27 protein-coding genes are annotated in these 26,883 nt (G+C 47.9%); 5 read left to right on the top strand and 22 right to left on the bottom strand.

Annotation, left to right across the window (positions count from 1 at the left end):
* Positions 1 to 29: 29 nt before the first annotated feature.
* The 11 genes from SUN_RS04425 to SUN_RS04375 all read right to left on the bottom strand — a co-directional run bounded on the left by SUN_RS04425 (position 30) and on the right by SUN_RS04375 (position 10,376).
* Positions 30 to 1,346, bottom strand: a complete 1,317-nt coding sequence (locus tag SUN_RS04425) for an NADH-quinone oxidoreductase subunit N (RefSeq protein ID WP_011980544.1) — start codon at positions 1,344 to 1,346, stop codon at positions 30 to 32.
* On the bottom strand, positions 1,343 to 2,782 hold the full coding sequence (locus SUN_RS04420; protein WP_011980543.1) for a complex I subunit 4 family protein: 1,440 nt from the start codon (positions 2,780 to 2,782) through the stop codon (positions 1,343 to 1,345). Before SUN_RS04420 ends, SUN_RS04425 begins: the two co-directional genes overlap by 4 nt.
* Entirely contained in the window at positions 2,779 to 4,629 is a 1,851-nt protein-coding gene (locus tag SUN_RS04415; protein WP_011980542.1) for an NADH-quinone oxidoreductase subunit 5 family protein, read from the bottom strand. The genes SUN_RS04420 and SUN_RS04415 overlap by 4 nt, the downstream gene beginning before the upstream one ends.
* Positions 4,629 to 4,925 carry an NADH-quinone oxidoreductase subunit NuoK gene (locus SUN_RS04410; protein ID WP_011980541.1) on the bottom strand — a complete coding sequence of 99 codons (297 nt, stop codon included), beginning with the start codon at positions 4,923 to 4,925 and terminating at the stop codon, positions 4,629 to 4,631. Before SUN_RS04410 ends, SUN_RS04415 begins: the two co-directional genes overlap by 1 nt.
* Positions 4,918 to 5,391 (bottom strand): NADH-quinone oxidoreductase subunit J family protein, encoded by a 474-nt coding sequence (locus SUN_RS04405; RefSeq protein WP_011980540.1) that lies wholly within the window; start codon positions 5,389 to 5,391, stop codon positions 4,918 to 4,920. Before SUN_RS04405 ends, SUN_RS04410 begins: the two co-directional genes overlap by 8 nt.
* Positions 5,388 to 5,987: a 4Fe-4S binding protein gene (locus tag SUN_RS04400; protein WP_011980539.1), complete on the bottom strand. Its 600-nt coding sequence runs from the start codon at positions 5,985 to 5,987 to the stop codon at positions 5,388 to 5,390. The genes SUN_RS04405 and SUN_RS04400 overlap by 4 nt, the downstream gene beginning before the upstream one ends.
* A complete protein-coding gene (locus SUN_RS04395; protein ID WP_011980538.1) occupies positions 5,988 to 6,941 on the bottom strand; it encodes a complex I subunit 1/NuoH family protein in 954 nt (317 codons plus the stop codon).
* Between the two features lie 10 nt (positions 6,942 to 6,951).
* The gene (locus tag SUN_RS04390) at positions 6,952 to 8,595 is read right to left on the bottom strand and encodes an NADH-quinone oxidoreductase subunit C (protein WP_011980537.1); all 1,644 of its coding nucleotides are present in this window, start codon (positions 8,593 to 8,595) and stop codon (positions 6,952 to 6,954) included.
* Positions 8,596 to 9,069 (bottom strand): NADH-quinone oxidoreductase subunit B, encoded by a 474-nt coding sequence (gene nuoB, locus SUN_RS04385; protein ID WP_070108834.1) that lies wholly within the window; start codon positions 9,067 to 9,069, stop codon positions 8,596 to 8,598.
* Positions 9,053 to 9,391 carry an NADH-quinone oxidoreductase subunit A gene (locus SUN_RS04380; protein WP_011980535.1) on the bottom strand — a complete coding sequence of 113 codons (339 nt, stop codon included), beginning with the start codon at positions 9,389 to 9,391 and terminating at the stop codon, positions 9,053 to 9,055. Before SUN_RS04380 ends, nuoB begins: the two co-directional genes overlap by 17 nt.
* A 73-nt stretch (positions 9,392 to 9,464) precedes the next feature.
* Entirely contained in the window at positions 9,465 to 10,376 is a 912-nt protein-coding gene (locus SUN_RS04375) for a hypothetical protein (RefSeq protein ID WP_011980534.1), read from the bottom strand.
* Positions 10,377 to 10,759: 383 nt separating this feature from the next.
* Between SUN_RS04375 and SUN_RS04370 the strand changes: the two genes are divergently transcribed.
* Genes SUN_RS04370 through yegS form a run of 4 tightly spaced genes read left to right on the top strand, consistent with a single transcriptional unit; the run spans position 10,760 to position 13,546 of the window.
* Entirely contained in the window at positions 10,760 to 11,818 is a 1,059-nt protein-coding gene (locus tag SUN_RS04370) for an AI-2E family transporter (RefSeq protein WP_011980533.1), read from the top strand.
* A gap of 1 nt (position 11,819) precedes the next feature.
* Positions 11,820 to 12,143 carry a hypothetical protein gene (locus SUN_RS04365; protein ID WP_041672679.1) on the top strand — a complete coding sequence of 108 codons (324 nt, stop codon included), beginning with the start codon at positions 11,820 to 11,822 and terminating at the stop codon, positions 12,141 to 12,143.
* Positions 12,144 to 12,153: 10 nt separating this feature from the next.
* The gene (locus tag SUN_RS04360) at positions 12,154 to 12,639 is read left to right on the top strand and encodes a hypothetical protein (RefSeq protein ID WP_011980532.1); all 486 of its coding nucleotides are present in this window, start codon (positions 12,154 to 12,156) and stop codon (positions 12,637 to 12,639) included.
* Between the two features lie 10 nt (positions 12,640 to 12,649).
* Positions 12,650 to 13,546 carry a lipid kinase YegS gene (gene yegS, locus SUN_RS04355; RefSeq protein ID WP_011980531.1) on the top strand — a complete coding sequence of 299 codons (897 nt, stop codon included), beginning with the start codon at positions 12,650 to 12,652 and terminating at the stop codon, positions 13,544 to 13,546.
* Positions 13,547 to 13,549: 3 nt separating this feature from the next.
* Here yegS and SUN_RS04350 read toward each other — a convergent pair whose 3' ends face one another.
* The 6 genes from SUN_RS04350 to SUN_RS04325 form a co-directional block, all read right to left on the bottom strand.
* On the bottom strand, positions 13,550 to 15,421 hold the full coding sequence (locus SUN_RS04350) for a TRAP transporter large permease subunit (RefSeq protein WP_011980530.1): 1,872 nt from the start codon (positions 15,419 to 15,421) through the stop codon (positions 13,550 to 13,552).
* A 22-nt stretch (positions 15,422 to 15,443) separates the two neighbouring features.
* Positions 15,444 to 16,622 (bottom strand): diguanylate cyclase, encoded by a 1,179-nt coding sequence (locus tag SUN_RS04345; protein ID WP_011980529.1) that lies wholly within the window; start codon positions 16,620 to 16,622, stop codon positions 15,444 to 15,446.
* Positions 16,619 to 17,095, bottom strand: coding sequence for a Rab family GTPase (locus tag SUN_RS04340; RefSeq protein WP_011980528.1), 477 nt, complete (start codon positions 17,093 to 17,095; stop codon positions 16,619 to 16,621). The genes SUN_RS04345 and SUN_RS04340 overlap by 4 nt, the downstream gene beginning before the upstream one ends.
* A gap of 23 nt (positions 17,096 to 17,118) precedes the next feature.
* Positions 17,119 to 18,993 carry an OmpA family protein gene (locus SUN_RS04335; RefSeq protein ID WP_011980527.1) on the bottom strand — a complete coding sequence of 625 codons (1,875 nt, stop codon included), beginning with the start codon at positions 18,991 to 18,993 and terminating at the stop codon, positions 17,119 to 17,121.
* A gap of 82 nt (positions 18,994 to 19,075) precedes the next feature.
* Positions 19,076 to 19,627 (bottom strand): hypothetical protein, encoded by a 552-nt coding sequence (locus tag SUN_RS04330; RefSeq protein ID WP_011980526.1) that lies wholly within the window; start codon positions 19,625 to 19,627, stop codon positions 19,076 to 19,078.
* Between the two features lie 78 nt (positions 19,628 to 19,705).
* Positions 19,706 to 20,500, bottom strand: a complete 795-nt coding sequence (locus SUN_RS04325; protein ID WP_011980525.1) for a hypothetical protein — start codon at positions 20,498 to 20,500, stop codon at positions 19,706 to 19,708.
* Between the two features lie 57 nt (positions 20,501 to 20,557).
* Here SUN_RS04325 and SUN_RS04320 point away from each other — a divergent pair, with 57 nt between their 5' ends.
* On the top strand, positions 20,558 to 21,001 hold the full coding sequence (locus tag SUN_RS04320) for an META domain-containing protein (protein WP_011980524.1): 444 nt from the start codon (positions 20,558 to 20,560) through the stop codon (positions 20,999 to 21,001).
* Positions 21,002 to 21,254: 253 nt separating this feature from the next.
* Here SUN_RS04320 and murF read toward each other — a convergent pair whose 3' ends face one another.
* The 5 genes from murF to SUN_RS04295 form a co-directional block, all read right to left on the bottom strand.
* Positions 21,255 to 22,712 carry a Mur ligase family protein gene (gene murF, locus SUN_RS04315; RefSeq protein ID WP_011980523.1) on the bottom strand — a complete coding sequence of 486 codons (1,458 nt, stop codon included), beginning with the start codon at positions 22,710 to 22,712 and terminating at the stop codon, positions 21,255 to 21,257.
* Positions 22,709 to 23,440, bottom strand: coding sequence for an alpha/beta fold hydrolase (locus SUN_RS04310; protein WP_011980522.1), 732 nt, complete (start codon positions 23,438 to 23,440; stop codon positions 22,709 to 22,711). The genes murF and SUN_RS04310 overlap by 4 nt, the downstream gene beginning before the upstream one ends.
* A 123-nt stretch (positions 23,441 to 23,563) precedes the next feature.
* The gene (locus SUN_RS04305) at positions 23,564 to 24,448 is read right to left on the bottom strand and encodes a L,D-transpeptidase family protein (protein WP_011980521.1); all 885 of its coding nucleotides are present in this window, start codon (positions 24,446 to 24,448) and stop codon (positions 23,564 to 23,566) included.
* Positions 24,449 to 24,460: 12 nt separating this feature from the next.
* Positions 24,461 to 25,678 carry a L,D-transpeptidase family protein gene (locus tag SUN_RS04300; RefSeq protein ID WP_011980520.1) on the bottom strand — a complete coding sequence of 406 codons (1,218 nt, stop codon included), beginning with the start codon at positions 25,676 to 25,678 and terminating at the stop codon, positions 24,461 to 24,463.
* Entirely contained in the window at positions 25,675 to 26,814 is a 1,140-nt protein-coding gene (locus SUN_RS04295) for an NAD(P)/FAD-dependent oxidoreductase (RefSeq protein ID WP_041672678.1), read from the bottom strand. The genes SUN_RS04300 and SUN_RS04295 overlap by 4 nt, the downstream gene beginning before the upstream one ends.
* Positions 26,815 to 26,883: the final 69 nt, after the last annotated feature.

Here is a 26,883-nt window from a genome sequence, read left to right as displayed (position 1 = left end):
CTTTTATGTTCATACTGTTTCCTTCCGATTTAAAAACTCTTGCCTACAGCGAAAACCACGAAGGCAAAGATACCGAAATAGAGCGTACCCCCGAAGAGTATGAGCTGAGACATCACGGTAAACTTCTCTTCGGCTTTGAATATCACGGACGCTTCAGCTTCGTCAAAATAGAGATGTTTGACGATCCAGGCATAGTACCCTACTGAGAGTGCCGAGTTCAGCAGTGCGATCAGCGCAACGTACCAGAGTCCCGCATCGACAACGGCATAGAAGACCACCGCTTTTCCGAGGAAACCCGCCAGCAGCGGAATACCCGCAAGAGAGAAGAGCTGCACAGTAAAGAAGAATGCCAGTACACCGTTCCCTTTTGCCAGTCCCTTGACATCTTCAAGTGTCTGCATACCGTACTTATTGCGCAGGGTGTCAAGTACCAGGAAGACAGCGGTCTGCATGAAGATGTAGGCGATCGCCATATAGAGCAGCCCGGTGGAGGCATATCCGCTCTTGACCGCCACATATGCCAGCAGCATATACCCCGCATGGGCAATAGACGAGTAGGCCAACATGCGTGCGAGTTTTTTCTGGTAGAGTGCCATGAAATTCCCCAGTGTCATCGTCACAACTGCCAGAATGGCCAGTAGAGGCACGCTCATTTCGACTGTTTGGGCGAGAGAAGGTGCAAAAAGCCTGAACGCTGCCAGAGCCACAATCGTTTTGGCCACTCCGGTCAGGAGTGCCGCATGAGAATGGCGTACCAGCGCATAGGTATCTGCCGCCCATCCGTGCATGGGAACGATGGTCAGCTTGTAGAACACGGCAAAGAGCATCACATAAATGCCTGCCAGAGAGAAGAGGTTTCCGTTGCTTGTGACAGGTGCATCCAGCACGCCACCTCCCATCAGGTAGAAGGCAGCACCCAACAGAAGCATACCCGTTGCGATGGCCCCGGCAATGAACATCTTCACGGCACCTTCCGCCTGCGCTTTGGTTCTGATATCGCTCACAAGCACAATGGAGATCAGGCTCACCGCTTCGAACGAGACAATGAACGCAAGCATCGTCCGGCTCTGCAGCAGCGCCACGGAAGCCGTAGCGAGGAAGAGCGCCTGCGTGATCGTCGTATCGTTCTTTTCATGCAGTACAAAGGCGATGAGTACAATAAGCATGACCACCGTAAAAAGCGTCATTGCGGCAGAGGTCTCGAAACCGTTCAAGCCAACGGAAGTGCCGCTCAATACCAGACCGGCTATCAAGGCTGTCAGCGCAAAGGGCTGCAGGAACTTCGTTCTGTGCAGCAGCAGGCTCAACAGCGAGGCGGCAAATAAAATGGAAAACGCACTTATCATAAGGCACCTCCTGAGGTAAGCAGCATGCTGAAGGCTGCATTGATCGTGTCGAACAGGACGGACGGGAAGAGGCCAAAACCTATGATGCCCAGCGCAAAAATGATCAGGGCAGCGAACTCGACCCTGTTCATTCTGAAATCACTTTTTTCCACCAGAGCGGACTTCTCCCCGTACACCACACGCCTGAACGTCCAGATAATATACCCTGCGCCTATCATGGAACCCAGAGCCACCACGATCAATCCGATACCATACTGTTCTATCGCAGCGATCAGAATAGTCAGTTCACCGATGAACCCCATGGTCCCCGGAAGTCCGAGTGCCGCCAGGCCAGCCAGTACAAAGATGGCGGAAAGGTACGGTGCTTTCTGCATCAACCCTCCCATATCCTTCATCTGCCAGCTTCCGGTTCGGCTGTGCAGGAATCCCGCGATCAGAAAGAGCGGCGAAATGATGAGCGCATGTCCTATCATTTCATAGAGTGCGGCAGAGAGGCCTGCATAGCTCAGGGTAGCAATGGCCACAGTGACCAGGCCCATATGCGAAATGGAGCTGTAGGCGACCATCTTTTTGAGATGCGTCTCATAGAGTGCCATGAAACCGGCATAAAAGAGCGTCACCAGTCCAAGCACCAGGATCACCCAGGCGAAATGCTCCGACTGTTCGGGGAGCATCAATACGACCATACGGATCATCGCGTAGGCACCCATTTTCAGCAGGACTCCCGCCAGAAGGGCAGAGACGGGTGCGGGTGCCTGCACGTGTGCATCCGGCAGCCAGGTATGAAAAGGGAATATCGGCATCTTTACGGCAAAACCGATAAAAAGCAGCCACCAGACCAGTACCGGCGTGCTCAACATTGCTTCTTTGACCATCGTCATATCGAAGATGCCTGTCTCTTTGTAGATGAGAAAGAATGCCAACAGTATCAGCATGGAAGCGACATGGGTATAGAGGAAGAATTTGACCGCCGCGTAAATGCGCCCTTCCGCACCCCAGATACCGACCAGAAAAAACATCGGTACCAGTGTCAACTCCCAGAAAATGAAGAACCACAGCAGATTGGTACTCATGAACACACCAAAGATCGGCCCGGAGAAGAGGACCAGAAGCGAGAAATAGTTCCTAGGGTCCTTCATAGTCCAGCTTGAAAGGGTTACCAGGATCAGCAGTGCGGAGGTAAGGATCAGCATCACCACACTGAGGCGATCCACCTGAAGGGAGAGAATAAAATCAAAATCCCTGACCGCGAACCATGAACCCAGGTCCATATACCCCTCCTCAGGCAAAGCGGACAAGAGTGCGAACGAGAAGAAGAGCATGATAGCGAACAGTGTCAAAGCGATGTATTTTGCCATGCCACTCTCTTTTTTGCCAAGCAGCATCATCAGAGAACCCAAGATAATCGGGCCGAATACAAAAAGAAGCGGACTCATAGACTACCTCCTACAAAAACTGCCAGCAGCAGAAGCAGCAAACCTGCGGTCATGGCCGCCGAATTGTCCCCTGCCCTGCCTGAGTAACTCAGGGTGAACCACCCCGTAATGCGTCTGCTCAGGCCTGTCATACCGTTGACCGCAGCATCGATGATGTGCCGGTCTATCCAGTTGATAGTTCCGGCAAAAGCATCGATGATGACATTGTGTGTCAGCCAGTGGACAAGGTATTCGATGTAATAGCCGTTGAAGAGTACCCCGTGGATGCTTTTCATCAAAGGGTGCGAAGAGATCTTCTCTGTAAGGTCAAGCCGTCTGTTGTAATAGTAGTAGACAATGAGCCCCAGCACCAGAATGGACCCCATCAATCCTATGAAGAGGCCGTCGAGGTGAGGCGCTTCGAGTGTTTCTCCCGAAACCATACGGGCAAGCGGTTCCTGAAAGAATCCAAGCAGCAGTGTTACCACCGCCATAATACCCAAAGGAAGTACGATCCAGAACTTCGAAGGCGCTTTGACCTTTTCGAAGAGCGCTTTGTCACGGGGTTTTCCGGCAAAGGTCAAAAGCCAGAGCCTTCCGATGTACGCGATGGACAATACGCCGGCAATGGTCACCATCACGCTCACCCATCCGTGTGTTCCGGGGTTGGCAATGGCCGAAACGATCACCGCATCTTTTGAGAAAAAGCCGCTGAAGGGAGGTATGCCGCTCAGAGAGAGTACCGCCATTCCCATGAAGAGCGCTGTCCAGGTCAGTTTTTTGCCCAGGCCGCCAAGCCGCCACATATCCTTGACATGGCCTGCCGACATGATCACCGCACCGGCTCCGAGAAAGAGCAGTGCTTTGAAGACGGCGTGATTGACCAGGTGCGTCATACCCGCTGCAAGCGAACCGGCTCCCAGCCCCACGAAGGCGATGGAGAGATGCGACATCGTCGAATAGGCAAGCACTTTTTTCAACTCGCTCTGTACCAGTGCGGAGGTCGCGCCGATGAAAGCGGAAAGTGCACCGATACTCGCGACCACGATCAGCGCTTCGGCCACCATATAAAAGTCAAAGAGTCTGGCAACAATGTAGATACCGCTGTTGACCATCGTCGCACCGTGGATCAGTGCGGAAACCGTCGTTGGACCTTCCATCGCACGCATCAGCCACGGGAAGAGAGGGAACTGACCGGATTTGCCGATGGCGGCGATAAAGATGAACACGGATGCAAGGAACATCATATCCTTGTTCAATGTACCGCTCTTGGCCATTTCATTAAGGTGTACCATGTCTATGCTTCCTGCATAGTAGTAGAGTATCCCGATCGCCGCAAAAAGGAAGATGTCTCCGAAACGGGTGAAAAGAAAAGCGCTCACCCCTGCATCCGCCGGATCTCTCTTTTGGTGCCAGAACGAGATCAAAAGGTAACTTGCCAGCCCCATGAACTCCCAGCCGACAAAGAGTGCGACCAGGTCTTTGGCACTCACCAGCAGGATCATCCCGCCGATAAAGAAAAGTACTTTGGCATAGTAGCGCGGCTGATGCGGATCTTCCGCCATATAGTCATGGGCGAAATGGACATCGAGGAAGCCCAGTCCCGTTGCGATAAGCAGCATCACCAGTGAAAGTTTATCAATATAGATGCCGAAAGGAATGCTCAAAGAGCCGAACTCGAACCAGGTCATCGGCAGATCGATCGCTCCGTCATAGGTGATCAGAAGATAGAGAGAGATCACAAAGAGCAGTGCCGAAGCAACCTCAGCCGTCCAGAAGGCCAGCGATGTTCTTTTCAGGCCCAGCAGATAGGCAACAATGGCACCGAAGAACGGCAGAAGCAGTAAAGCAAATACAGAAAAATGCATTATTCCACATCCCCGTTCAGTTCATCGGGAATGACGGACTTGCTCACTTTGTTCGCCGCTGCGAAGATGAGTACGCCTGCTGCCGCTTCAAGTGTCGCCAGGACCATGACCATGTAGGCAAGCGCAATGTTCTGCGTCATGCCCAGATAGTGCGCCGTGATCGCCAGCATCATGATGACCGCATTGAGAAGCATTTCAAGCGAAAAGAGGATACACAGGAAATCCCTGCCCGAAGAGACACCGTAGAGGCCGATGGCGAACAGTGCGAAAGCGAAAATCATTTCAGTTTCAAACATCCTTGCTCCTTTTGGACTTCAGCTGCCCGGTCATCTTTATGGTCCCGTAAAGCAGGCTCGCACCGATCAGGGCAAAGAGGATCACCATGTCACTGAAACTGTGCGCAAAGAGATCGACCTTTTCTGTCGGCTGGCCGGCTACCTTCTTCAAAGTATCCACCGCTCTGAAAAAGAGTACCGTCAGAAGCACAAAGACCAGAAAGGCACTTACCGCCGCCCAGGGACGCGAAGCCGCTTTGGGAAATTCCACCCCGATGATCGTCACGCCAAAGAGCATCAGGACCACGATCCCCCCTGCATAGACGAAGATCTGGAACAGTCCCAGAAGTTTGGCATCGAGCGTCACGTAGTAGATACCCAGCAGAAACATCATTAGGGCAAAACTGATCATGGCTGGAACACTCTTTTTGATCATCAGTGAAGCCGCCGCCAGGATCAGGACAACCGTTAAAAGTAACAGGCTCATTCTTTCCCTCCTTCTTCAGTATCGTTTTTCTCGGCAGGTTCGGTACTGCCCTCTTTCTTTTCGGATGGCGAGGCTTGCTTGGCGTCAGCTTTTTTTGCTGCTTCTTCTGCTGCCTTCTTTTCCGCTTCTTTCTTTTTGGCAGCCAGCTCTTTTTTGACGCGTGCAGCCTCTTCCGCTTCCAAACGGCTGTCTATGTAACTCTGCGGTATGTCCACATGCACCCAGAAATCATTCTGATCTTCGTGCCATCCGCCACTGAGCATGTCGTAGCGCCCACCACTCAGTACGATGGACTTTTCAGGCTTGGTCGGACAGACATCTTCACACAGACCGCAGAAGATACAGACCGAGAGATTGACCTCGGGGACGATATTCTGTTTCTTGAAGGGAAGATGTTTCATCGTAATGGCATGCGTCGGGCAGATCTTGTTACACGAGTCGCAGCCTATACAGGTTTCATAATCTATACGGTGTTCCCCTCTGTAACGCGCGGGACTGTGCATCGCCGTATATCTCACATCCACTTTTGCGGGGCTCTCCGTAAAAAGCGCTTTGGAGACACGCAGTACCTTTTTGGCTATGTCAAAAAGTATCATCTATGCACCTCCTAAGAAAAGTGTTCTGGCAAGCATGATCCATGCCATATTCAGCAGACTGACAGGCACCAGGTATCGCCAGGAGAAAGAGAGCATCTGCTTCATCGTAATACGCGGTGTAGCCGCACGAATGGTCATCATCAGCACGGCGATCATCAGCATTTTAAGAAAGAACCAGAAATATCCGTCGAAGAATACTCCTTTGTACGCTCCCAGAAAGAGTGTCGCAGCTCCGGCGAAGACCGCCATGAATTCAGAGAATTCCGCCATTTTCAGCAGGAAATAGTTGGTACCGCTGTACTCCGTGTAGAAACCGTAGACGATCTCCTGTTCCGCATCGGGGATATTGAACGGAGGCTGTTCCAGCAGGCCGAGGAGTGCGATAAAATAGAGGAAGAAAGCCGGCAGGAGTATCAGCACGCTCAGCCAGCTTGTCTCTTCCACGATAATCTTGAGGTCCATCGTACCGAAGAGCAGTGCGGGAGAGAGCGCTGCCAGAAAGAAAGCCGTCTCCATAGAGATCGCCTGCGTCAGTACACGTATCCCTCCCAGAAAAGAGTATTTGTTATCCGAACCAAAACCTGTCAGAAAGAGCAGGAAAGGCTCTATGCCTATCAGTACGATCAGCGCCAGCAGGCCGAAAGCACTCGGAATAGCCGGATAGGAAGCTGTCCAGGGAATGAATGCTGCCGGAAGCATCGCAACGATGAGTGCTATCAGCGGCATCATGGAAAAAAGATAGGGGTTCACACCCTCCGGGGTGATGCTCTCCTTACTCAAAAGTTTGCTCAGGTCAAAAAGGGTCTGGTAACTTCCGGCCAGCCCGTTGAAATGCGGCCCCACCCTCTTGTGCAGCGGTGCCATGAACTTTCTGAAGAACCAGAAAAGCCCCACGGTCCAGGCGATCACATAAAGCAGCCCGGGAAAAACGAAGGCTTGAAACAGTGTATTCATTATCTACTCCTTATCGGTCCAGGTCGCCCTGGCAGACATACAGACTGCCGAAGACCAGAGGGACATCTGACAATGTCTCACCTGCCAGAAGGTGGTTGAGCATCATCGTATGGTTGAAACTGGGGGCTTTCATCTTGAGGCGGTAAGGCGATTTGGCCTTCTCCTCGGTCACAAAGTGCATCAGGACCTCCCCCCTGGCCCACTCTACACGGCTGAGCGCTTCGCCTTTGGGGAGTTTCTTGGGTACTTTGACCATATGGTCTTTCGTCGGGTTGAACTCACCCGACGCCACTCCCTCTTCTATGCGCTTTTTCGCCTGCTTGATAATATCAATGGACTGTTTCAGCTCCTCGAAGATCACGGTGAACCTGTCGACCGCCGCGCCGCCTTCTTTGGTCACATACTCCATCTCCACCTGGTCATAGGCGGCATACGGCTCATCGATGCGTATGTCGGTCCTCACACCGCTTGCTCTTGCAACGATACCGCAGAGCCCGTACGCTTCGACCTCCTCGTCAGTCAGTATGCCGACCTCTTTGGCACGCATCTTCATGGTCGGGTTGTTGACGAAGATCATGTAAGTGTCTTCCACGGTGGCATCGAATTTGTCCAGGGCTTTCTGCAATTCATCCAGCATCGCCATGTCGAGTCCGTAACGTACCCCTCCGGGTTCTATGGCAGCCGTAGCGATTCGCGCACCGCTGTAGGATTCCAGGAAGTCAAGGAAGTACTCGCGCACATCCATGTTCCAAAGCCCCAGGGTATGCAGGCCGAGGTTGTTAAAGAACCCTCCCAGCCCCATGAAGTGGGAAGAGACCCGTGCCACCTCACCCAGAAGGACACGCATCCACTTGGCAAACTCTGTGATCTCCGTACCGGCGATCTCCTCAACTGCCATACAGTAACCCGTCATGGAGTTGATGTTGTCCATAAAACAGAGACGTTCCACCGCAACGATAGCACCCACAAAATCCTTTTTTGTCACCAGATGCTCCAGGGCTCTCCAGACATATCCGATATCGGGGTCGATACTGATGATCTCCTCGCCGTCGCAGTGGATACGCAGACGGATAGGGCCGCTCGCAGGGTGTGTTGGTCCCCAGTTGAGTACGGTCTCCGAACTCTCCGTGTCGAGATTGATCTCATTGTTCGCCTGTTCGCTCTTGAAACCCTCTACGATCGTTTTGATGTTCTGTACGACATCCTGTTCATGCTTGTCCCAGTCGAAATCACGACGGAATGGGGTCTTGCCCACAAAATCTTCCGACACGATGATGGGCCGCAGATCGGGATGCCCGACAAAGGTCACACCGAACATCGAGTAGGCTTCCCTCTCGTGCCAGTTGGCCGCGGGAAACGCTTCCGTCAGTGAAGCGATCCTGCACGCTTCCACTTCGCGGGGAATGTTACATTTGAGCCAGACGTTGCGTTTGCTTCTCAGGTCTTCAAAGAAGTAATTCATCTCGATGCGATTCTCATCGGGGAAGTCCGTGGGCGAAACCGTACTCAGCGTTTTCAGCCCTTTCTCTTTCAAAGCATTTGCGACGCTCACAAGGTCGTCACTGTCGTTGAGTTTTGCTTTGAGCCATATGGGTTTGTAGTGTTCGACATATTCTATATCGAACTGTTCAAGGTCTGCTTTGAGCACTTCCATCTAAAACTCCATCTCTTTCCAGAGTCCGCCCTGACTTGCCGCACTGGGTTCCTTGTTCTTGATCTTCTGCTTGACCTGCTCCAGCCCCTCTATGATCGCTTCGGGTTTGGGAGGGCAGCCGGCGATGAAGACATCCGCAGGCAGTATCTCCGTCGGATTCTTGATGACAGAGAGTGAATCGTTGTAGGGCCCTCCGTCAAAGGAGCAGGCTCCCAGTGCAACCACATATTTGGGTTCGGGCATCTGCGCATAGGTACGAAGCAGTGCGGGAAGGATCTTTTTGCTCACCAGCCCGGTGATCATCAGAACATCCGCCTGTCTGGGTGTGGGTGTAGGCATATAGCCGTAACGTTCCCAGTCATACCTCGGCCCCATGGCAGCTGCCATTTCAAGTGAACAGCATCCCGTACAGAAATGTGCCATCCAGAGGCTTTCACTCTTCGCATAATCAAAAAAGTCAAGAATTTTCAGCATATCGGTGCTCCTTCATTGCAACGGTGATCGCCAGAGCCATGATCAAAGCGAATATCGCTGCGATCAGAGAGGCATGTTTGTTGTCGGCATAGACAAAAAGTGTAAAGAAAAGCCCCGTCATATCGGCCACAATGAACATAATGGCATAGACAAAGAAACCGAAGTTCGCCTTTTTGGGAACGGAAGAACTTGCGGGAAGCCCGCACTCAAAATGGTCGTTCTTGACACTGCTCGGCGCATAGGGGGCCAGCGCGATACCGATGAAATAGAGGAGAAAAACCGCCAGCGTGACACCGGCGGCATAGAGGAGAAAAGTTTCCATGAAATGTACTTTTAGAGTTTATTTGTAATCTATTATACTGCTTCTATAATTACATATGAGTAAACAAAACATATTACTGATAATTAATATATTTAGGCGGATATTTGACCCTTCCTCCCTGCACACTTTCCATACCCATAACCTGTCTTGGTGTCATGATCGGATGGTCTTCTTTGAAAAAGAGTTTGAAACCGCCTGCGACCCTCTTTGCATAGGCCTTTGAATAGATACCGTTGTAGATATCTATCTTCAGTCTCGGAGAACCGTGGCCGTCCAGGTTCATGACAAGCTTGACATTGTCATAGTATCTCACTTTCACCTTGTCCTGCACCATCGAGTGTCTGAACATATGTACCACCAGTATCTTCTTTTCGGTAATACCGTTTTCTTTCATGTATTTTTCCATGATCGCCTGTACCTCGTTGACCCATTCCGCTTTGATATGCCCGATCTTTTTTCCCGGACGTACATTGAGGTTGCTTACTTCAAATTCCGGATCGATCGCGAGATGCACATTGTGATATTTGAGATACTTGAGTACATGCTTCACTGCCTGCTGTGGTGTATGCTTGCCAAGCTGTATATCGACGAACAATACGAACCCCTCTTTCTCCGCCGCTTCGATATAGGGCTGCAGTTTCTTGCTTCCGAGGTGGATAATGTAGTCTTTATGTGCACCCGGTTCTGCCGAAGCAAGACCGTAGATAACATCAAATCCCGGGATGACATGTTTCCCCGTGATCTTTTCATACTCCTGCGCTTTTTTTCTGACAAGACGTTTAAGCTCACTGATCGGGTGCTGACCGAGTACTCCAAGCGCCTTCACTCCAGGCCTTCCGTAATAGGCAACGATCAGAGAGTTAGGGTACGGAAGTTGCTCTGTGAGTGTTGGTTTACTTTTGTAGAGCGGATGGTCCGCCCCGAAGAGCGATACGGCACCCAGGATAAACAGTGGCAGTATCGCTTTTGTAATAATGTTTCGCATAATGATTCTCCTCCAAAATATGTTGAACCATTATACTTGTTTATGTTTATACTATTTCCATTAAAAAATATGTTTATCATATCGATCACAGTGTATAGACCAAAGTGATAATTTATAGAAGAAAAGACTGCCCGTTTCACGTAATCATCTTCTTTAACTGCTACTACTTGAATATGTACTATTTACATTCTTTTCTGTTCTATGGAACGTATTGATACCTTTCATTTTCGGTATGGTGAGTATGGGCACACGGTACTGTCAATTTTAATTTTCGGATAGAAAGCAATATACTACTTTATGCTATAATCATCCAAATCACTTAGACTGAAGAGGAAAAAGATGGATATCAATACCGACAAGATCAAAGAGATACTCTCCTGAGCATGTCCATGAACGAAAACAATACGCAGGGAATGTGGCCTGTCAACCAGCTCTTTTTGCTGACGGCGACTATGCTCATCACTATTTTTCTGCTGAAAGCGGCATCGGCAGTCATCGTACCATTCCTGATAGCTGTTGCCGTTTCCATCATACTGGCCCCGCTGTTCACACGCCTCGAGTCGAAACACATACCCAAACCTGTCTCACTGATTGTCGTCATTCTGCTCTCGCTCCTCCCCATTATTCTGCTCGGCGGCTACGTTGCGGAGCAGGCCGGGGAGTTTGCCGCCAACTACCAGAGCATCAAAGCGAACTTCATGCAAAGCCTGCAGGCATTCATCGCCCAGCTCGGCCATTACGGCATACATATCGACGATGCCAAGCTCAACGCTGTGCTTGAAAAAAGCAATATCGCGGGTATACTGAAAAATCTTGCCGCACAGGCGAACGAACAGTTCTCCAATATCTTCCTCATCTTTTTCATGGTGGCGTTCATGCTCATGGAATCGACCTATTTCTATAACAAAATGATGAAGATCGCCAAAGACTATCAGGTTGACGGCAACGTCATGCTTGAACTCCTCGAAAAGATCAAGTCCTATTTCAGCATTAAGGTCAAAACCAGCCTGCTTACGGCGGTATGGGCTTTTACTGTACTGTGGTACTACGAGATACCCTACTACTACCTCTGGGCTGTACTGGCCTTTGCGCTGAACTTCATCCCTGTCATCGGTTCCATTCTTGCCGCCATCCCTGCGATTGTCTTTGCCCTGATCAGCCACGGCATAGGCACAACCCTCTGGGTGGCGCTCTGGTATGTCATCATCAACATGGTGGTCGGAAACATCCTCGAACCGAAGATTATGGGAAAGGGACTGGGGCTTTCCGCACTGGTGATCTTCCTCTCCATGACCTTCTGGGGATGGGTCTTCGGCCCTGCGGGGATGATACTTTCCGTACCGTTGACGATGACAGTACAGTATCTGTTCGGACAGTACCAGGAGACAGAGTGGATCGCACTGCTTCTGAGTGATTACGAAACTGAAAACAAAGGAATATGAAATGGCAAAAATGACCATGCATCAGGAGCTTGAAATGCTCCGAAAAGAAGTCGAAGCACTTCGCAAAGAGAAAGAAGAAGAGGAAAAGAGAAAAAAGGCAGAGGCCCTTGAAGCTGAAAAGGCAAGGGAAGCAGAGCAGAAAGAAGCTGAGGAAAAAGCCAAAGAGATCATGGAGAGCATTGAGGAGGGGAAGACCGATGCCAAAGAGGTTTTCAACGACCTGCTGCAGACCATCAGGAAAGATTACGAAAACCTTTCGCCCACCTCGGCCATCGTACTCTTCGCACTGGGTACCGCTTTCGGGCATGCCCTCTCATCAAAATAAAGGAACGGACATGAGTGAAGATTTCAACGCAAAAATGAAACTGCTGATCAAAAGTGAAAAGGCAATGCTACGCCTCGAGATGAAAAAAAAGAGCCGCCAGACCTTCTGGATCACACTCGGACTCCTGGCGGTGCTGGTGAGCCTTGTTTTGCTCAACGTCACTGTCTATCTCTACCTGGCAGAAAGATATACCACTCTGCAGGCTGCTGCCATACTCTCTGGTATCAACCTTACTGTCGCCGCCCTCTTTTTCTTTATCTCTTCGAGACAGGAGAACACGGCTGAAGCACAAGCCATAGAAGAGATACGTGACTTTGCCTGGGAGCAGCTCTCTACAGACCTCGATGATGTCAAACAGAATGTCTCCGAATTCAAAGAGAGTGTGGTCAAGGTCAAAAAGAGCGTGGACTCCTTCACCAACGGAACGGCATTCGGCCTCAACAAGGTCATGCCTGTCATCACGACGCTCATCGAACTGAATAAAAAGAAGTCGTAGAAGGGTTACGATGAAAGTCTTTATCGTCCTCAACGGGAAAAAAGCCCAGCTGCCGGAAGTGCGCTCCGCCATAGCGGTCTTTCGTTCAGAATATGAAGATGTGCATGTCCGTGTCACCTACGAATACGGTGATATAGCACGTTTTCTAAATGAAGCCGTGGAAATCGGTACAGACCGCTTTGTCATAGGCGGCGGCGACGGTTCGGTCAATGAAGCCGTGGATGCCCTGGCAAAACTGCCCAGAGAGAAACGCCCCGTCCTTGCCATCATGCCTTTGGGAACTGCCAATGATTTCGCAACAGCATGCACCATTCCCCTCACCTGCCTTGAAGCGCTGCATTTTGCCGTAAAAGGACATGTAGCCTCTATCGATATCGCCCAGGCCAATGAACACCATTTCGTCAATATGGCCACGGCAGGTTTCGGTGCACAGGTTACAGCACAGACTCCTGTAGAATTAAAAAACTTTCTTGGCGGAGGGGCCTACACCCTCACAGGTGTACTCAAAGCGCTCAATTTTGTTCCTTATCGCAGCAAGATCGTTACTCCCTACCACGAACTGGATCTTCACAACATCTTTGTCGGTGCCATCTGCAACGGCAGGCAGGCAGGTGGCGGGCAGATGCTCGCTCCCCACGCCATGATCAACGATGGACTGCTCGATGTCGTCAGTATCATGCAGTTCAAACTCATCGACATCCCGCAGGTCCTATGGGAGATACAGAACCCTTCCATGAACGGCGAGTTCGTCAAATACCTTCAAACCCCATGGCTGGAAAGCAGCGCCCACAGCCAGATACCCGTCAACCTCGACGGCGAACCCTACCATTCAAGTACCATACGTTTTGAGATCATCCCTTCCGCCATCGATCTTGTTATACCAAAAAGTGCGCCCTGCCTCATCTAAACACTATTTACCCAAAAGATAGATCAATTCCGGAAAAAGCACGATGATCCCCAGAGCTACGACCTGTAGAAGGATGAATGGGATCACACCCCGGTAGATGGCACCTGTCGTTACTTTATCACCGGCCGCACCTTTGAGATAGAAGAGCGCGAAACCGAACGGCGGGGTCAGGAAGGATGCCTGCAGGTTCATCGCGATGAGAATAGCGAACCAGACAGGGTCTATGCCGAAACTTGCCACGATCGGTACCAGTATCGGCACGACCACGAAAGCGATCTCGATAAAATCGATGAAAAAACCCAGTAGGAAGATCACCAGCATCGCAATGAGGATGAAGGTCCATTTGTCACCGATATCGCCAGTAAAGAACTGCAGCGCCATATCACCACCGCCCAGTTCATTGAAGACCAGAGAAAAAGCCGTTGCACCGATGAGGATCATGAAAATCATTGCCGTAAGCTTCACCGTTTCTACAGCCGCATAGCGCACCAGCTCGAAATCTAGCACACGGTTATAGGCTGCCAGTGCAAAGGCACCCAGCACACCGATGGCTGCGGATTCCGTAGGCGAAGCGATACCTGCAAAGATGGAACCGAGTACTGCCGCGATGAGCAGCAGCGGCGGGAGGATGGCTTTAAAGGCTGCTTTGGCTACTTTTCCGTAGGATTCATTCGAAACGATGGCCGGTGCAGCCTCCTTTTTGAAGAAAGCAAAGACCAGGATGTACAGGATGTAGAGAATAATCAGCAGAATACCCGGAACGACGGCTGCCTTGAACAGGTCACCCACGCTCAGATGCATCTGGTCACCCAGGACGATGAGCACGATCGAAGGCGGTATCAGCTGTCCCAATGTTCCCGATGCGGCGATACTCCCCGAAGCAAGCGCAGGGGAGTAGTTGTGCTTCAGCATCAGCGGTAAAGCGATGAGACTCATCATTACCACCGATGCCCCAACGATACCGGTACTCGCAGCAAGTATCGCCCCCACAAGGACCACGGAGATCACCAAGCCGCCGCGTACGGAACCAAACAGTTTTCCCATCGAGCTCAGCAGGTTCTCTGCCATTTTTGACTTTTCCAGTATCAGTCCCATCAGGATGAAGAGCGGTACTGCCATCAACGTCACGTTCCCCATGATCCCATAGGTACGGTACGGCAGCATCTCAAGTACGTGCAGCCCCACCTCATCGGAGATCAGCGCAAAGAAGAGCGCCACACCGCCAAAGACGAAAGCCACCTGGAAACCGAGAAGCAGCAGAACAAGCGCCAGTGCGAACATCAAAAAGACCGGGTCGAACCAGAATGCCATACGGTTGAACCAGGCAAGATAGACCATAGCTCCCAACAGAGCCACCATACCAAGGATACGCCATAGTTTTCTTTTGTTCTCCAGCTGATGGTAGGCTTTAAGCACTTCACTGACAGCCTGCAAAATGAGCAGAACAAATGCGAGAACCAGTACCGCTTTGATTACCCATCGGCTGCCCAGACCTCCCGGGTCCGGCGAGACTTCATGCTGCAAAAAGCTCTGATAGGCCATATCGAAGGCATCGGAGACGAACAGGAGGGAGAAGGGAATGACCAGCAGTAACATGGAAAGTATCTGCACGATCACCTTGGTATCATGTGAATAGCGCTCAAAGAAGATGTCCACCCGTACATGCTTGTCGTGTTTCAGTGCATAGGAGAGTCCCAGCAGGAAAACAATATCGAAAAGATGCCACTCCACTTCCTGCAGGGCAATGGAACCGGCAGAGAAAAGATAGCGCATCCCGGCATCGTAAGCGACCAGCAGAGAGAGCGCTACAACAAGAACCGCTGCTATAAGTCCTGCGTATTTGGAAATACGGTCAAGATAATAGGAAAAGTGCATTTAGGATCCTCCCGTCACTATATCATTTAACAACCAGTTTGTTCTTTCCTGTTTTTTTAGCAATATAGAGTGCACTGTCCGCCCTTTCAAGCAAAGATTCCAGCGTATCATTTTTTAAAGAGGTCGAAAGACCGAAACTTGCAGTCAAGTGTCCAATCGTCTTGAACGGGTGCTTCTCTATGATCTGTCGTATCTGCTCTATTTTTTTTACGATCTTCCCTGTATCTGTACACTCAAAAAGTATCAAAAACTCTTCACCTCCCCATCTGGCAAAAAGATCATTGGCACGCATATTCTTTCGAATGAGATCGGTAAACTCCAGAAGTACCATGTCCCCAACCAAATGCCCATAGTTATCGTTGATCTTTTTAAAATCATCTATGTCAATAATGGCTAGCACTGCTTCTTTCCTTTCGTCTAACTTCTCATGAAGCTTTATGTCAAAGAATGATTTTCTGTATAGGCCTGTCAGGGGATCATGATCGATTTTGTTTTTCAGCGTCTGGTTTACTTCATTGAGTTGTGTAACTTTGGAAAAAGTAAACAGCTTGTATGCTTTTTCCAGAGGCGTTGCCTTGACAAGGAAAGTGTCTTTCCCCACCATCAATGTTCTTTCTTTTTCTTTAGCGTATTCATAGAGTTCCTCAAAACTCTCTACAGGAAGAGAAGTCAGCGCAAAATTGTACGCTTCCCTTTCCTTGAGATGGTACAGGTCCCGGATGCTGAAGTATTCAAGGAACTGCTTGTTTGCATATTCTATCCTGTTGTTGCTGGTCACTACCAGTAGATTATTCTGACTGTCAAGGATCTTTTTAATCGTATTGTAAAGCAGAATATTTTCATTACTATATTGTAGCAATTCCAGCTTGGACAGAGTAATCTCTGTTGTATTATGCAAAAGAATCAATACGATATCGTGACTATAGTGCTCAAGATGGATATTGATGTAGTGATCGTTCTTATAGACAGTTTCAAGGATATACCTGTTATTTGCATCCTCAAAAACTGAAGCTACCCTGTCTTCATATCCGACGATCTCAGGTAGGTAATCATATATTTCATCCCCTCTTTGTACATTTTTCCCTATGTAGCTTTCCACACCTTCAGAAAAGTCGGTTATGTGGTATTTACGGTTTATTAAAATGTATTCAAAAACATCCTGAGACAAAATGGCATTGAGGATAATCTGTATATTTTTCATAGAAGCATCTCCTTTGCGAGTGTACTGAATAAGCAGTTTACATTAAGACCATCTTTTGCAGATGTAAAAAAACTGCTCCCGTCAAGAACAAACAGCTCTTGTTGCTGATCTGTCAACAGGTCAGACTTATTGTAAGCCTTGACATATTTTGCATCCGGGTTGAGGCTCAAAAACCTTTCAATATGCTCTTTCAGGTCCTTCACCGTCTCTTCCCTGTTACAATCAGCCACAAAGATCGCACCGCTGGCACCAAGCAAATAACTTTCAGGTACTTTTTTTTGCGGGGTTCTTCCTTCTACGTCCCAGATAATAAGTTCATATTCTTTTTCATCAATAGATAAAGTTTTTTTTGATATCTTTACTCCAATGGTAGTAAGATATTTGTCCTCGAATGTGTTTTCAATATAGCGCCTTATCAGACTTGTCTTTCCTACATTGAAATCACCCAGTAAAAGAATCTTCTTTCGTATCATTGCTTATTTTTATCTTTCTGAATCTAATTCTGTTCTGTAAGTCTTACCAAATCATCACTGATCCGTCTCTCATCCAGACCATATCCTATCTCTACTCTTCTGGAAGCATTTTTATCTTCTATCCCGTTCACCATGATCACATCTCTGCCCGCATATCCCTTGAATTTCAAATATTTCAACAGACCTTTGCCTTTTAGGTATTGCAGAGAAGCAAGACTTTCAGTGACTACCTGGGCTCTTTTGAAAGAAAGTTGAGTATTATACTGTAAAGTTCCATCACTATCGGTATAGGCAGATACAGAAATACGATCAATATATTTTTTTGCTTCGGGAATACTCAAAAGAACAGAAAAATATTTTATCGAAGTCTCTTCCAAAATCTTTTTTGCATTACCCTGAAGGGCAACACTTCCTTTTGGGAAAAATTGAGGACCTGAAAAAACAAGTACGTTTTTCTTCGGATTGTAGTAAATGCTATCTGCAAAAGCTGCCGCAAGATGTTTGTCAATGTTCTTTTTGAGATTCAACAACCTGCTGATCTGTTTTTCTTTTTTCGACATTTTCAAAAGTCTATCACTCTTTGCGGTCAGTTCATTTATTATCTTTTTATTCTGAAGTACCTGCTCCTTAAGCTTTTCTGTAAGCTTGACAATGGATTTGTCAGCCGATTTTAATTCATGATCCAAAATTTTAATATACCCTGAAAGTGCACTTACATTACGTTCTATATAGATTTTCTGTTCCTCATATAGTTTTTCAACCTGTACCATGGGAATGGTAATATCATTGACAATCTTGCCTTTGCTGTTTTTCCGGATGATTTTATCAATATCATGAAGCGCACGGAAAGTATCGACACTTCCTTTTGCAAAGAGAGTCTGATCTTTGATTTCAATCTGTATCGGATATCCCGTTTTCTGCATGATCTCAGATCTAATATGATACTCCTCATATCGGTCTTTACTCCAGTAAAATGCCGGTATCAGAAAAATAAGAAGAAGCAAAACAAGAAGATATTGTCCGGTTTTTGACTGAATCCTTTTTCCGGATCGGTCTGAAATATTTTCCTGTTTATCAAGATAGTGCTGTAATTTCTGGGAAAGGGAGTGGATCTCACCACTGCTGTCATCTCCATTAAAATCCTGAAAAATATCCATATACTCTTTGACCAGAGAGGCAAAAAAACGGTTAATCTCCATTCGTTGTTCCCTGTCTGGCTCAGCATCCATGAAAGCGATCATATAAACACTGCCGGCACTCTCAATATACAGTGTAGCGTTTCCGTAACTGAGCAGTTGTATTTCATCATGCCTTTGATCACTTTGTATCCAGTCATTGATAAAATCTTTGATGGCACTGGCCATGGAAGCGACCAGATGCGGATCACTGATCGCCTTTTCTGTCAAATGGGCTTCACTGATAAGGAGTCCGCTCTTTTTATGGATCACAAAAAGAGAAGATATCAGCACATCTCCACTCTCTTCAAGTAGGAGTTCCGTTTCACTGACACCAGTCATTTTCGATTTGATTTTACGTTTGATACGATCAAAAGAGAGACCTTCGTCTACTTTTCTGTTGATGTTTTCCATCAATTCCCGGATAGCCGACGTAACGTATTTACTGATCATTCCACCCATAATGGGATAAAGGGAATCTATCATTGCATCTTTGTTCGAAGCGATCTCCCGCTTGATAGCAACTGCCAGGATATTTTGCAAAGAATGGCTCAGCGCTTCGGTATTGTTTTGTGAAGATTTGGCAATAATATCGGCAAGATGGTCTGAAAGTATCGCTATCGTTACCTGATCTTTACTCTGAAGACGTTCAAGCAGCATCTTATCAAACAGTGGAAGGATTTTTTTTGCTATGATCTTCTGGTCGTTTGATTCAATTCTCAATTTCCTGAGTTCTGACTCTAGTTCTTCCAGTTTTTTAAGTTCATCACTTAAAAGAAGTTCTTTGAGCTTGTCAAGGTTTGAATCACTTTTTTTCAGCTTCTTTACCTTCTGTCAATATAGTTTCCATATTAGTGCCCTGAATTTTCATTGCTACATCCAGAAGCATCTGGGCCATACTGTCCCGTGAGAGTTTATCATCAGAAAGTGCCGCAAATCTATTTTGCAAAATATCATTGAGTTCCTTTCTGGTTGAAGCAATAATTTCTTTGATCTTCTGCTGGTCATCGCCAATGTTCTCTTTGGTTAGTTTCAACTTGCTGTCAAATTCATCCTTTTGCATTGCCATTTTGTCCTGAAGTGCCTCATCTGTTGTATCGATAAGTTCTTTGAGCTTCTGTCTCTCTTTCTGTGTAAGAGTTGAGAGGTTATCTATCTTTTTTTCCAGCATTTCCATAGCACGATCAGTCTCTTTTTTAAGTTTTTCATGAGATTCTACAAAGTTATTTTTGATCTCTTCATGCATTTTTTTGATGCGTGCATCCATCTGACTGAATTTTTCATCGAACTCTTTGATTTGGGACCCAAAGATCAAATCCCTTATTTGATCTACGTTGTTTGCTTGTTTTTCTGACATTATGATCACTATCCTTAAAAAATAATTGATAAATTTTATTCTTTTCCATATAAGGGTAAGCTTATTTTCATTTTCACACTATTTCCAGTACGTATCCAAACGAACGTTCCACCCTCTTCTCCAGCGTTCTTCACCCCGCGCAGGAGGAGAGTTCTTTATACGGCGGGAGAGCATCGCTTTGGCGGAGTCGGCAAATGCTTTATATTTGTTGGGGTTCTTCTCGTCAAGATGTTCCAACACCTGAAGCAGTCCCCACCCCTGCCCTTTGTAACGTTCGCTCTTGAGCGTTCCTTCTCCTTTGAAATTGGTGTAGTCAAGCAGGATGTAAAGCCCTCTTTCATCTATCTTTCCGTTCTTTTTATAGAGCATATGGTTGAAACGTCGTTCGATCATGGCTGCTTTTTTCGGGTCTTTTATTGTATCCAGTATCTGGGGAAGCGCCTGCCTGAGACGTTCCGCCATGAACTCTGCCTGCTGGGGCATGGTTCGCTTGAGAAAGCTGAAAAGCTCCATGTAGTGTTTGCTCTTTTGCTTTTTGGCGGCAAAGAATTCCGCTTTCGTCTGCCAGGGGAGATCGGTTTGGGGTGTGAGCCATTTGGGCATCTCCACACCCTTCTTTTGCATGAATGCAACGACCATGGGAAAGACTTCGCGGAAACGCTCCGTGTGCCCCTTGGGAAACCAGATGAAATGCCCTATGCCGACCGAAGCGAAATCCTCACCTTTGTTCCACCAGACCAGGTACTTGTCTTTCCCCGCCCCCTCGTTCTGCCATACCTTTTTGGCGATATAGTTCGCCTGCTGCCTTGTCAGATTTATCTCGGCAGAAAAAAGTGTCATGGTTAATATATAGATAAACAATACCGTTCTCATACATCCTCCGTTAATCGATATTTATTATACTATCGAAAAAAATTGAGAGAGGTACTTATGATCTCAAAAAAACTGCTTTTTATCTCTTTGACATCGACACTGCTCTTCGGTTCGGCAGGATCTGTCTCGCTCAGCAGCCTTGACGGAAGCTGGATCCTCCGTACAATGGACGGACACAAAGTTTCAAGTGCCAGGGCCATACTCGACTTCAATTCAAAACACAAAAAGATAGACGGTTACGACGGATGCAACCGCATAGAAGGCAAACTCAACCTACATACCAACGACATGTACTCCTCAAAGCTCAAAACCTACCGATATGAATGCCTCAACTCTACCAAACGCTTCGTCAGCGCACGCCTCCACCAAGCCATAGGTGAAGGCTTCACCATCCAAAAAGGCAAAATGAAAGATGAAGAGGGTATCGTTCTCAAAAGCAAAAACCATACACTCTTTTTCAAAAAACTCGGCAAAAGCTCCATTACTGATTTTCTTAAGTAAGAGATATATTCAAAAGTTTCGTGTAAGTTTGAGGTAGGTTTGGATGATCGTCCTGAGTGAAACGACGAAGCTTACTATGTAGTAAGTGACCGAGTTGAACGAAGCCCAAGAATCAATACTTTAAACATCAACAAAAGCCCTTTCGTGTAAGTTTGCTGTAGATTTGGCCAAACGGCATGAGTGGAGAGAGGAAGCATACATTTCAGTATGTGACCGAACAAAACGAAGCCGTTCGGCCGAAGATGCAGTAAAATTACACGAAAGAAGGGGCGTCGTTGGCGAAGAGGATCAAATCCCCCGGCAACGTCTGCTCCACCAGCATACTCTCCATCTCTGACTTACTCGCAAGCTTCACCAGTTTCTCCGGGTCGACATGCTCTTTGAAGATGGCATAGTTCAGGTCTCCCGTTACCACTACCAGGTCAAAGACCTCATTGGCCCTTTTTGCTACCTGCATGTTCAGTTCGTCGTCCACTTCGACCAGGCCCGGTGTGATGACCACTTTTCTTCCGGCATAGGTCGAAGCAAGGTCGAAGGATGCCATCATTCCGTCAATATTCCCGTTGAAAGAGTCATCAAGAATGACCTTTCCTCCCGCATCGATACGCTGTAGCCTGTGATCGACCGCTTTGAGCGTGGAAAGACCCTGCTGTATCTCTTCATCGCTGAGGCCGAGCTTTTTGGCCACCAGTACGGCAGCAGCCAGGTTCATGGCATTGAAGGCACCCAGTATACTTGCCGAGTAGCGTACGCCGTCCAGTGTGAAAGAGGTAGCATCCAGTGTCGCTTCAATATCTTTTATGAGATACTCGGGAGCAGGAAGCCCGGTTTTCATATCCAGGTTCTCTCCGGTGCCGAATATATGGATGTTCTTTTCAGGTTTTACCATCGCGCTTTCGTGGATCCATGCTTCTTTAAGACGGTGGCTTTGGAGTATCTCCATTTTGGTGTTTCGGATGTTCTCCATGGTCTTGAAGTATTCGATATGCGCTGGGCCTATCTTGCCAACCACGACATACTGCGGGTTGACGAACGTGGTGATCTCGGCAATGTCACCCTCGCCTCTTGCCCCCATCTCGACCACATAGACTTCCGTATCTTCAGGCAGGTCGTCATTGATATCTTTCATCACACCGCCAAGCGTATTGACCGAACGCGGCGTAGCATACGTCCTGTACTTCGCTTTGAGCAAGTGTTCGATATAGTTCTTGATGCTGGTCTTCCCGTAACTCGCCGTGATCCCAACCACGGTGAGGTCTTTCATGTCGTCTATCTTCTTCTGCGCTTTGGTCTTGAAACCGTGAAAAAGCATCTTTTCGATGAAGAGAGAAATAAAATAGGCCAGGAAGATGGGAATGACCACTGCAAAATGGTTGAAGGCAAAAGTGATGAAGAGGGCCAGAAACACCATCAGTGCATAGAAACGTTTCACTCTTCCCGTCCATACCAGCGGCTTGTCCAGCCCTTTGTACCACTGGTAGAAAAACGCCAGGTAGGCGATAACGACCACGAAACCGAACTGCGGCAGAGCATAGTTCACCAGCACATAAAGAACATAAGGAATCAGGAAATAGACAAAATGCCACCAGGTCTTGGTATGGTGGAACATCACACGTTCAAGCTTGTAACTGTACCACTGAAGGTTGATGATGGCGTAGTAACCCATCGCCAGAAGAAAAAGTGCATAAAAAAGATAGTTTACGATGATCATGAGTTGCCGTCCTTGCATTGGTCTGTAATGGTCTGAGCGATGAACGGTGCATGTTTCAGAAAGAAGAAGTGGTCACCTTCGAGCGGATAGAGCTGTGCGCCGGGGATCATACCTTGTATCTTCTCCGCCGTCCAGAGCGGTGTCGCCGTATCTGATTTGCCCCAGAAGAGTAGTGCTTTGCCCGAAACATTTGAAAAATTATGTTCGAACGCCTCGTTGACCACATTTTTGAACGTCTCATACATCTCGTGGCTCATACCCTCCACATCTTTGGAAGCGAAAAGTTTGCGTATCCACGCGAATTTGAAAGGCTTGAGCAGTTTGGTCAGAGCGATCTTGACCTTGACATCCATCGGCTTGGGTACGAGTATGCCCGACGAGGAGAGCAGCACCAGACAGGGAGGATTGAGCAGTGTCGATACCTTCCCCCCGAAAGAGTGCCCCATGGCGATCTTCGCTTTTACATTCAGGGCATCGAGAAAAAGCTGCACGACAGCGGCATAATCCTGCGTCGTAAGCACTATGTCATTGCTGCTTTTCCCAAACCCGGGCATATCGAGGTAAATGTGTTTGTACCCAGGCAACTCTTTGCCGAATGCCTGCTTCATAATCTCTTTGTTACTCCCCCAGCCGTGCAGTACGAGCAGCACTTCCTCCTGCGAAGGATTGACCAGTTCATATGCAAGTTGAAAAGTGTGTTCTTTGTAGCTTATCTCTTTTGATGCCATGGTTCACCATTGTTTTTTAAAGTATTTTAACATATTAATCGAATGTTTTATCTTCTAATGCCTTTATATTAAGCATCACCGGCCATCCATACAGTCAAAATTTTTGATAAATCACTATCTGTTCTACTCTTCTGACTCACCAATAATATAACGTTTGTTCTCCACGCTGATCTTCGGCGGCAGGTGTTCAGCTTCGAAGTAGTCGTAGCCCTCTTTGAGGTTCTGCCAGAAGCTGTACCACCGGTAATGACTGTAGGCCGCCATATTTTCTGGTGTCATACGGAAAGGGTAAATGTGCACCTGCACTCTTTTCTGACCCTTTTTCAATGCCTCTTCCACCAGCATGTAGATCTCTTCTATCTTCGCATCCGTCATCGCGTAGCAGCCTATGGAGACACAGTTGCCATGTACCATCAGGTAGGCACCGGTCCGTCCGTACGCCCGGTCGTAGGCATTGGGGTAACCGAGATTGAACGAAAGGTGAAATTTGCTGTGCGGATTGAGCCTGCCTCTGTTCACGCTGTAGAAACCTTCGGGGGCCTGCCTGTCCCCCTCTTTGAGCTTGGGGCCGAGTCTGCCCGAGTAGGCGCAGATCTTGTACTCTTTGAGGAGTTTGTACTCTCCATCCTTTTTGATCCAGACCTCAAGAAGGGCTTCACGCTTGAAGATACGGATGAACACCGCATCGCCGACCCTGGCACCGGCATGAGAGAGTGCTTCTTTCAGTGGGACGTCCCTGAAGGTCTCTATGGGTACGAACTCCGTTTTATTTTCTTCCTGTGCCATACGCATAAGGTCCTCTACGGTCATGGTGTAGTTGATCTCCGGAATGTTCAGTCCGTAATCCGGAAATGTAAGGTTCTGTTCTATCGTAATATTCTGTTCCAGGGGATGGATCTCAACCACTTTGGGTTCTGACGCGGGCGGATAAAGATAAAAAAGTATGAAAGAGACAAGAAGAAGAAGCGTAACAAGGATATCGCCCAGTATCAGCCATGCCCTTGTCATTTGCTCATTCGATTAGAAATTCAGTTTCTGCATTGCGTCAAGACCATAAATGTCAGGGAACACTTTCAATGTACCATCCTCTTCAACATAGGCAGTCAAGTAGGCCGTATGCACAGGAAGCGGTTTGATGATCTTCATGTACTGTGTCTTGTAACTGTTATATTTTTCCATCGCCTCTTCGAAGCTGTAGTTGGTGTAGTGTTCTGTCAGATACTTCAGCATGAGCTTCGGATTCTGCAGCCTTACACATCCATGGCTGTAAGCACGCACGTTTCTTTTGAAAAGGTACTTGGTCGGCGTATCATGCATATAGACAGAATGATGGTTCGGGAAGATGAACTTCACGCGTCCAAGCGCATTCTTGTCTGATGGTACTTCGATGAATTTAAACGGAACATCGCCCTTGCCACCCTTATATGCTCTGAGATTCACAGAGCCTGGACTCAATGCCGGTGAGTCAAGATTGTAGTCTCTGCGCATCACCAGACGGTGCTTTTTCAGATACCCCGGGTCTTTAAGCAGTTTGGGGATCACTTCGTTCCTGGCAATGCTGTCGGGTACGTTCCAGGTAGGGTTGAGCACGATATACTGCAGGTTTTCACTGAAGATAGGTGTCTGGTGATCTTTTTTTCCTGTGATCACACCCATGGCGATGGAAGTCTTGTCATTCTCGATAACACGTACACGGAACTCGGGAATATTCACCAGGACATAGGTCTTGCCAAGGCCCGGCTTCATCAGTTTGATACGCTCGATACTCATACGTACCTTACGCAGTGCCTGTGGAGAGGCTCCCGGTGTTCTCTGCAACGCTTTGTATTTTGCCACAAGGAGCCTGAACTGCTTGTACTCCGGTACATAGGGTTTGAGGATATTCTCGATGCTTTCTCCCGCTCTGAGTTTCCTCTGAATGTCAGAGGTACTCACCTTCTGCCAGTAGGCATCATACTCTTTCCCAATCGTACTTCTGTCTATGCAGCTGTTGGCAAGGTTGTACGTGTAACCGACAAGAAGTTTGGTCATTAGTCTGGAGTTCTGACTCTGTCTGACCTTTTCGTAGAGCGATTTCTGGTTGCATAAAGATACATACTTGTCCGATGCGAGTATCTTTATGAACTGGCTCTTCTGCGATGAGCTCCATCCTTCGGCATCCTGCGGACCGACACATCCACTCACTATAACCGCAAATACCACCGCCAATACTATCTTCGTTCTCATCCCTATGTTCATCTTTTCCTCCCAGTAAAGAATCGTGCACAGTTCGCTGCGCTTGAAAATGCCCATTGGAAGTTATACCCTCCCAGTCGGCCTGTTACATCCAGTACTTCCCCCGTGAAAAAAAGCCCTTCTGTTTTTTTGCTCATCATCGTTTGCCTGTCCACCTCGGCTGTATCCACTCCGCCTTTTGTCACTTCCGCTTTGGAGTAACCGAATGTCCCGGCAGGGGCAAAAATGTAGTGGTTCAAGCCTTTTAAAATGAGCAGTTCATTATCTGTGATCTTGCTTCCTGTTTTGTCATGAAGCTCTAATTGTAGCAGAAATGCCTTAGTAACACGTTTGGGCATTGGCAGCAGTGACGAGAGCTGCTTAGGACTTTTCCTTATGCTTTCCCAGGAAAAACCGGGTAGAAAATCTATCTCCATCTTTCCTTTTTCCCAATACAGCGAAGCATCCAGCACTGCCGGCCCGCTGACGCCTTTGTGGGCAAACAGAAGGGATCCCTCGCAGGTCTGACCATTTACATTAATGACCACTTCCGTGGAAGTACCGCTGAGCTCTTTGAAGAAAAATTGCTCTTTCTGTACCGTAAAACCTACCAGTGCCGGAGCGGTTCTGACAATGCTGTGTCCAAAGTGCTTGGCGACCTCATACCCGATACCGCTGGCCCCAAGTTTCGGAAAACTCAGGCCACCCGATGCAACCACCACAGCATCGGCAGTGAGCGTTCTTTTGTTGGTTTTAACATAAAAATGCCCTTCTCTTTTGCTGACAGAAAGAACTGTTTCATTGTAAAGAAAGGTCTGTTTCCTACTCTCCTTTTGCAAAAGGGAGAGGAGTTCGCGTGACGACTCTTTACAGAAATACTGGCTATCTTTTTTCAGCACCGGTTCAAGTCCGCGCTTCTTCAGCCATCCCAACAGTTCTTTCTCGTCAAATGCTTCGAGTGAAGGTATGACAAATGATTTATCTGCCAGAAAAAAGTCCGTACCCATCACTGCATTGGTGATGTTGCACTTTCCTCCACCCGAAATTAAAATCTTCGCTCCGGATGCTGCGTTCTTTTCAATGATGGTTGCGGACTTTTTGGGAAGCAGAGAAGCCAGCATCAATGCACTTGCTCCTCCCCCTATAATAATGATATTCATAACGGTATTATATCTGCTACACAAACAATGCACAAGTTTATATTATCATTTCCAAAAAGAATGGAGAGA

Origin of the sequence: Sulfurovum sp. NBC37-1, assembly GCF_000010345.1 — a bacterium.
In the GTDB taxonomy this organism is placed as follows: Bacteria; Campylobacterota; Campylobacteria; order Campylobacterales; family Sulfurovaceae; genus Sulfurovum.
Note: the sequence above shows the minus strand (reverse complement) of the source record. Positions and strands in the feature narration are given on the sequence as shown.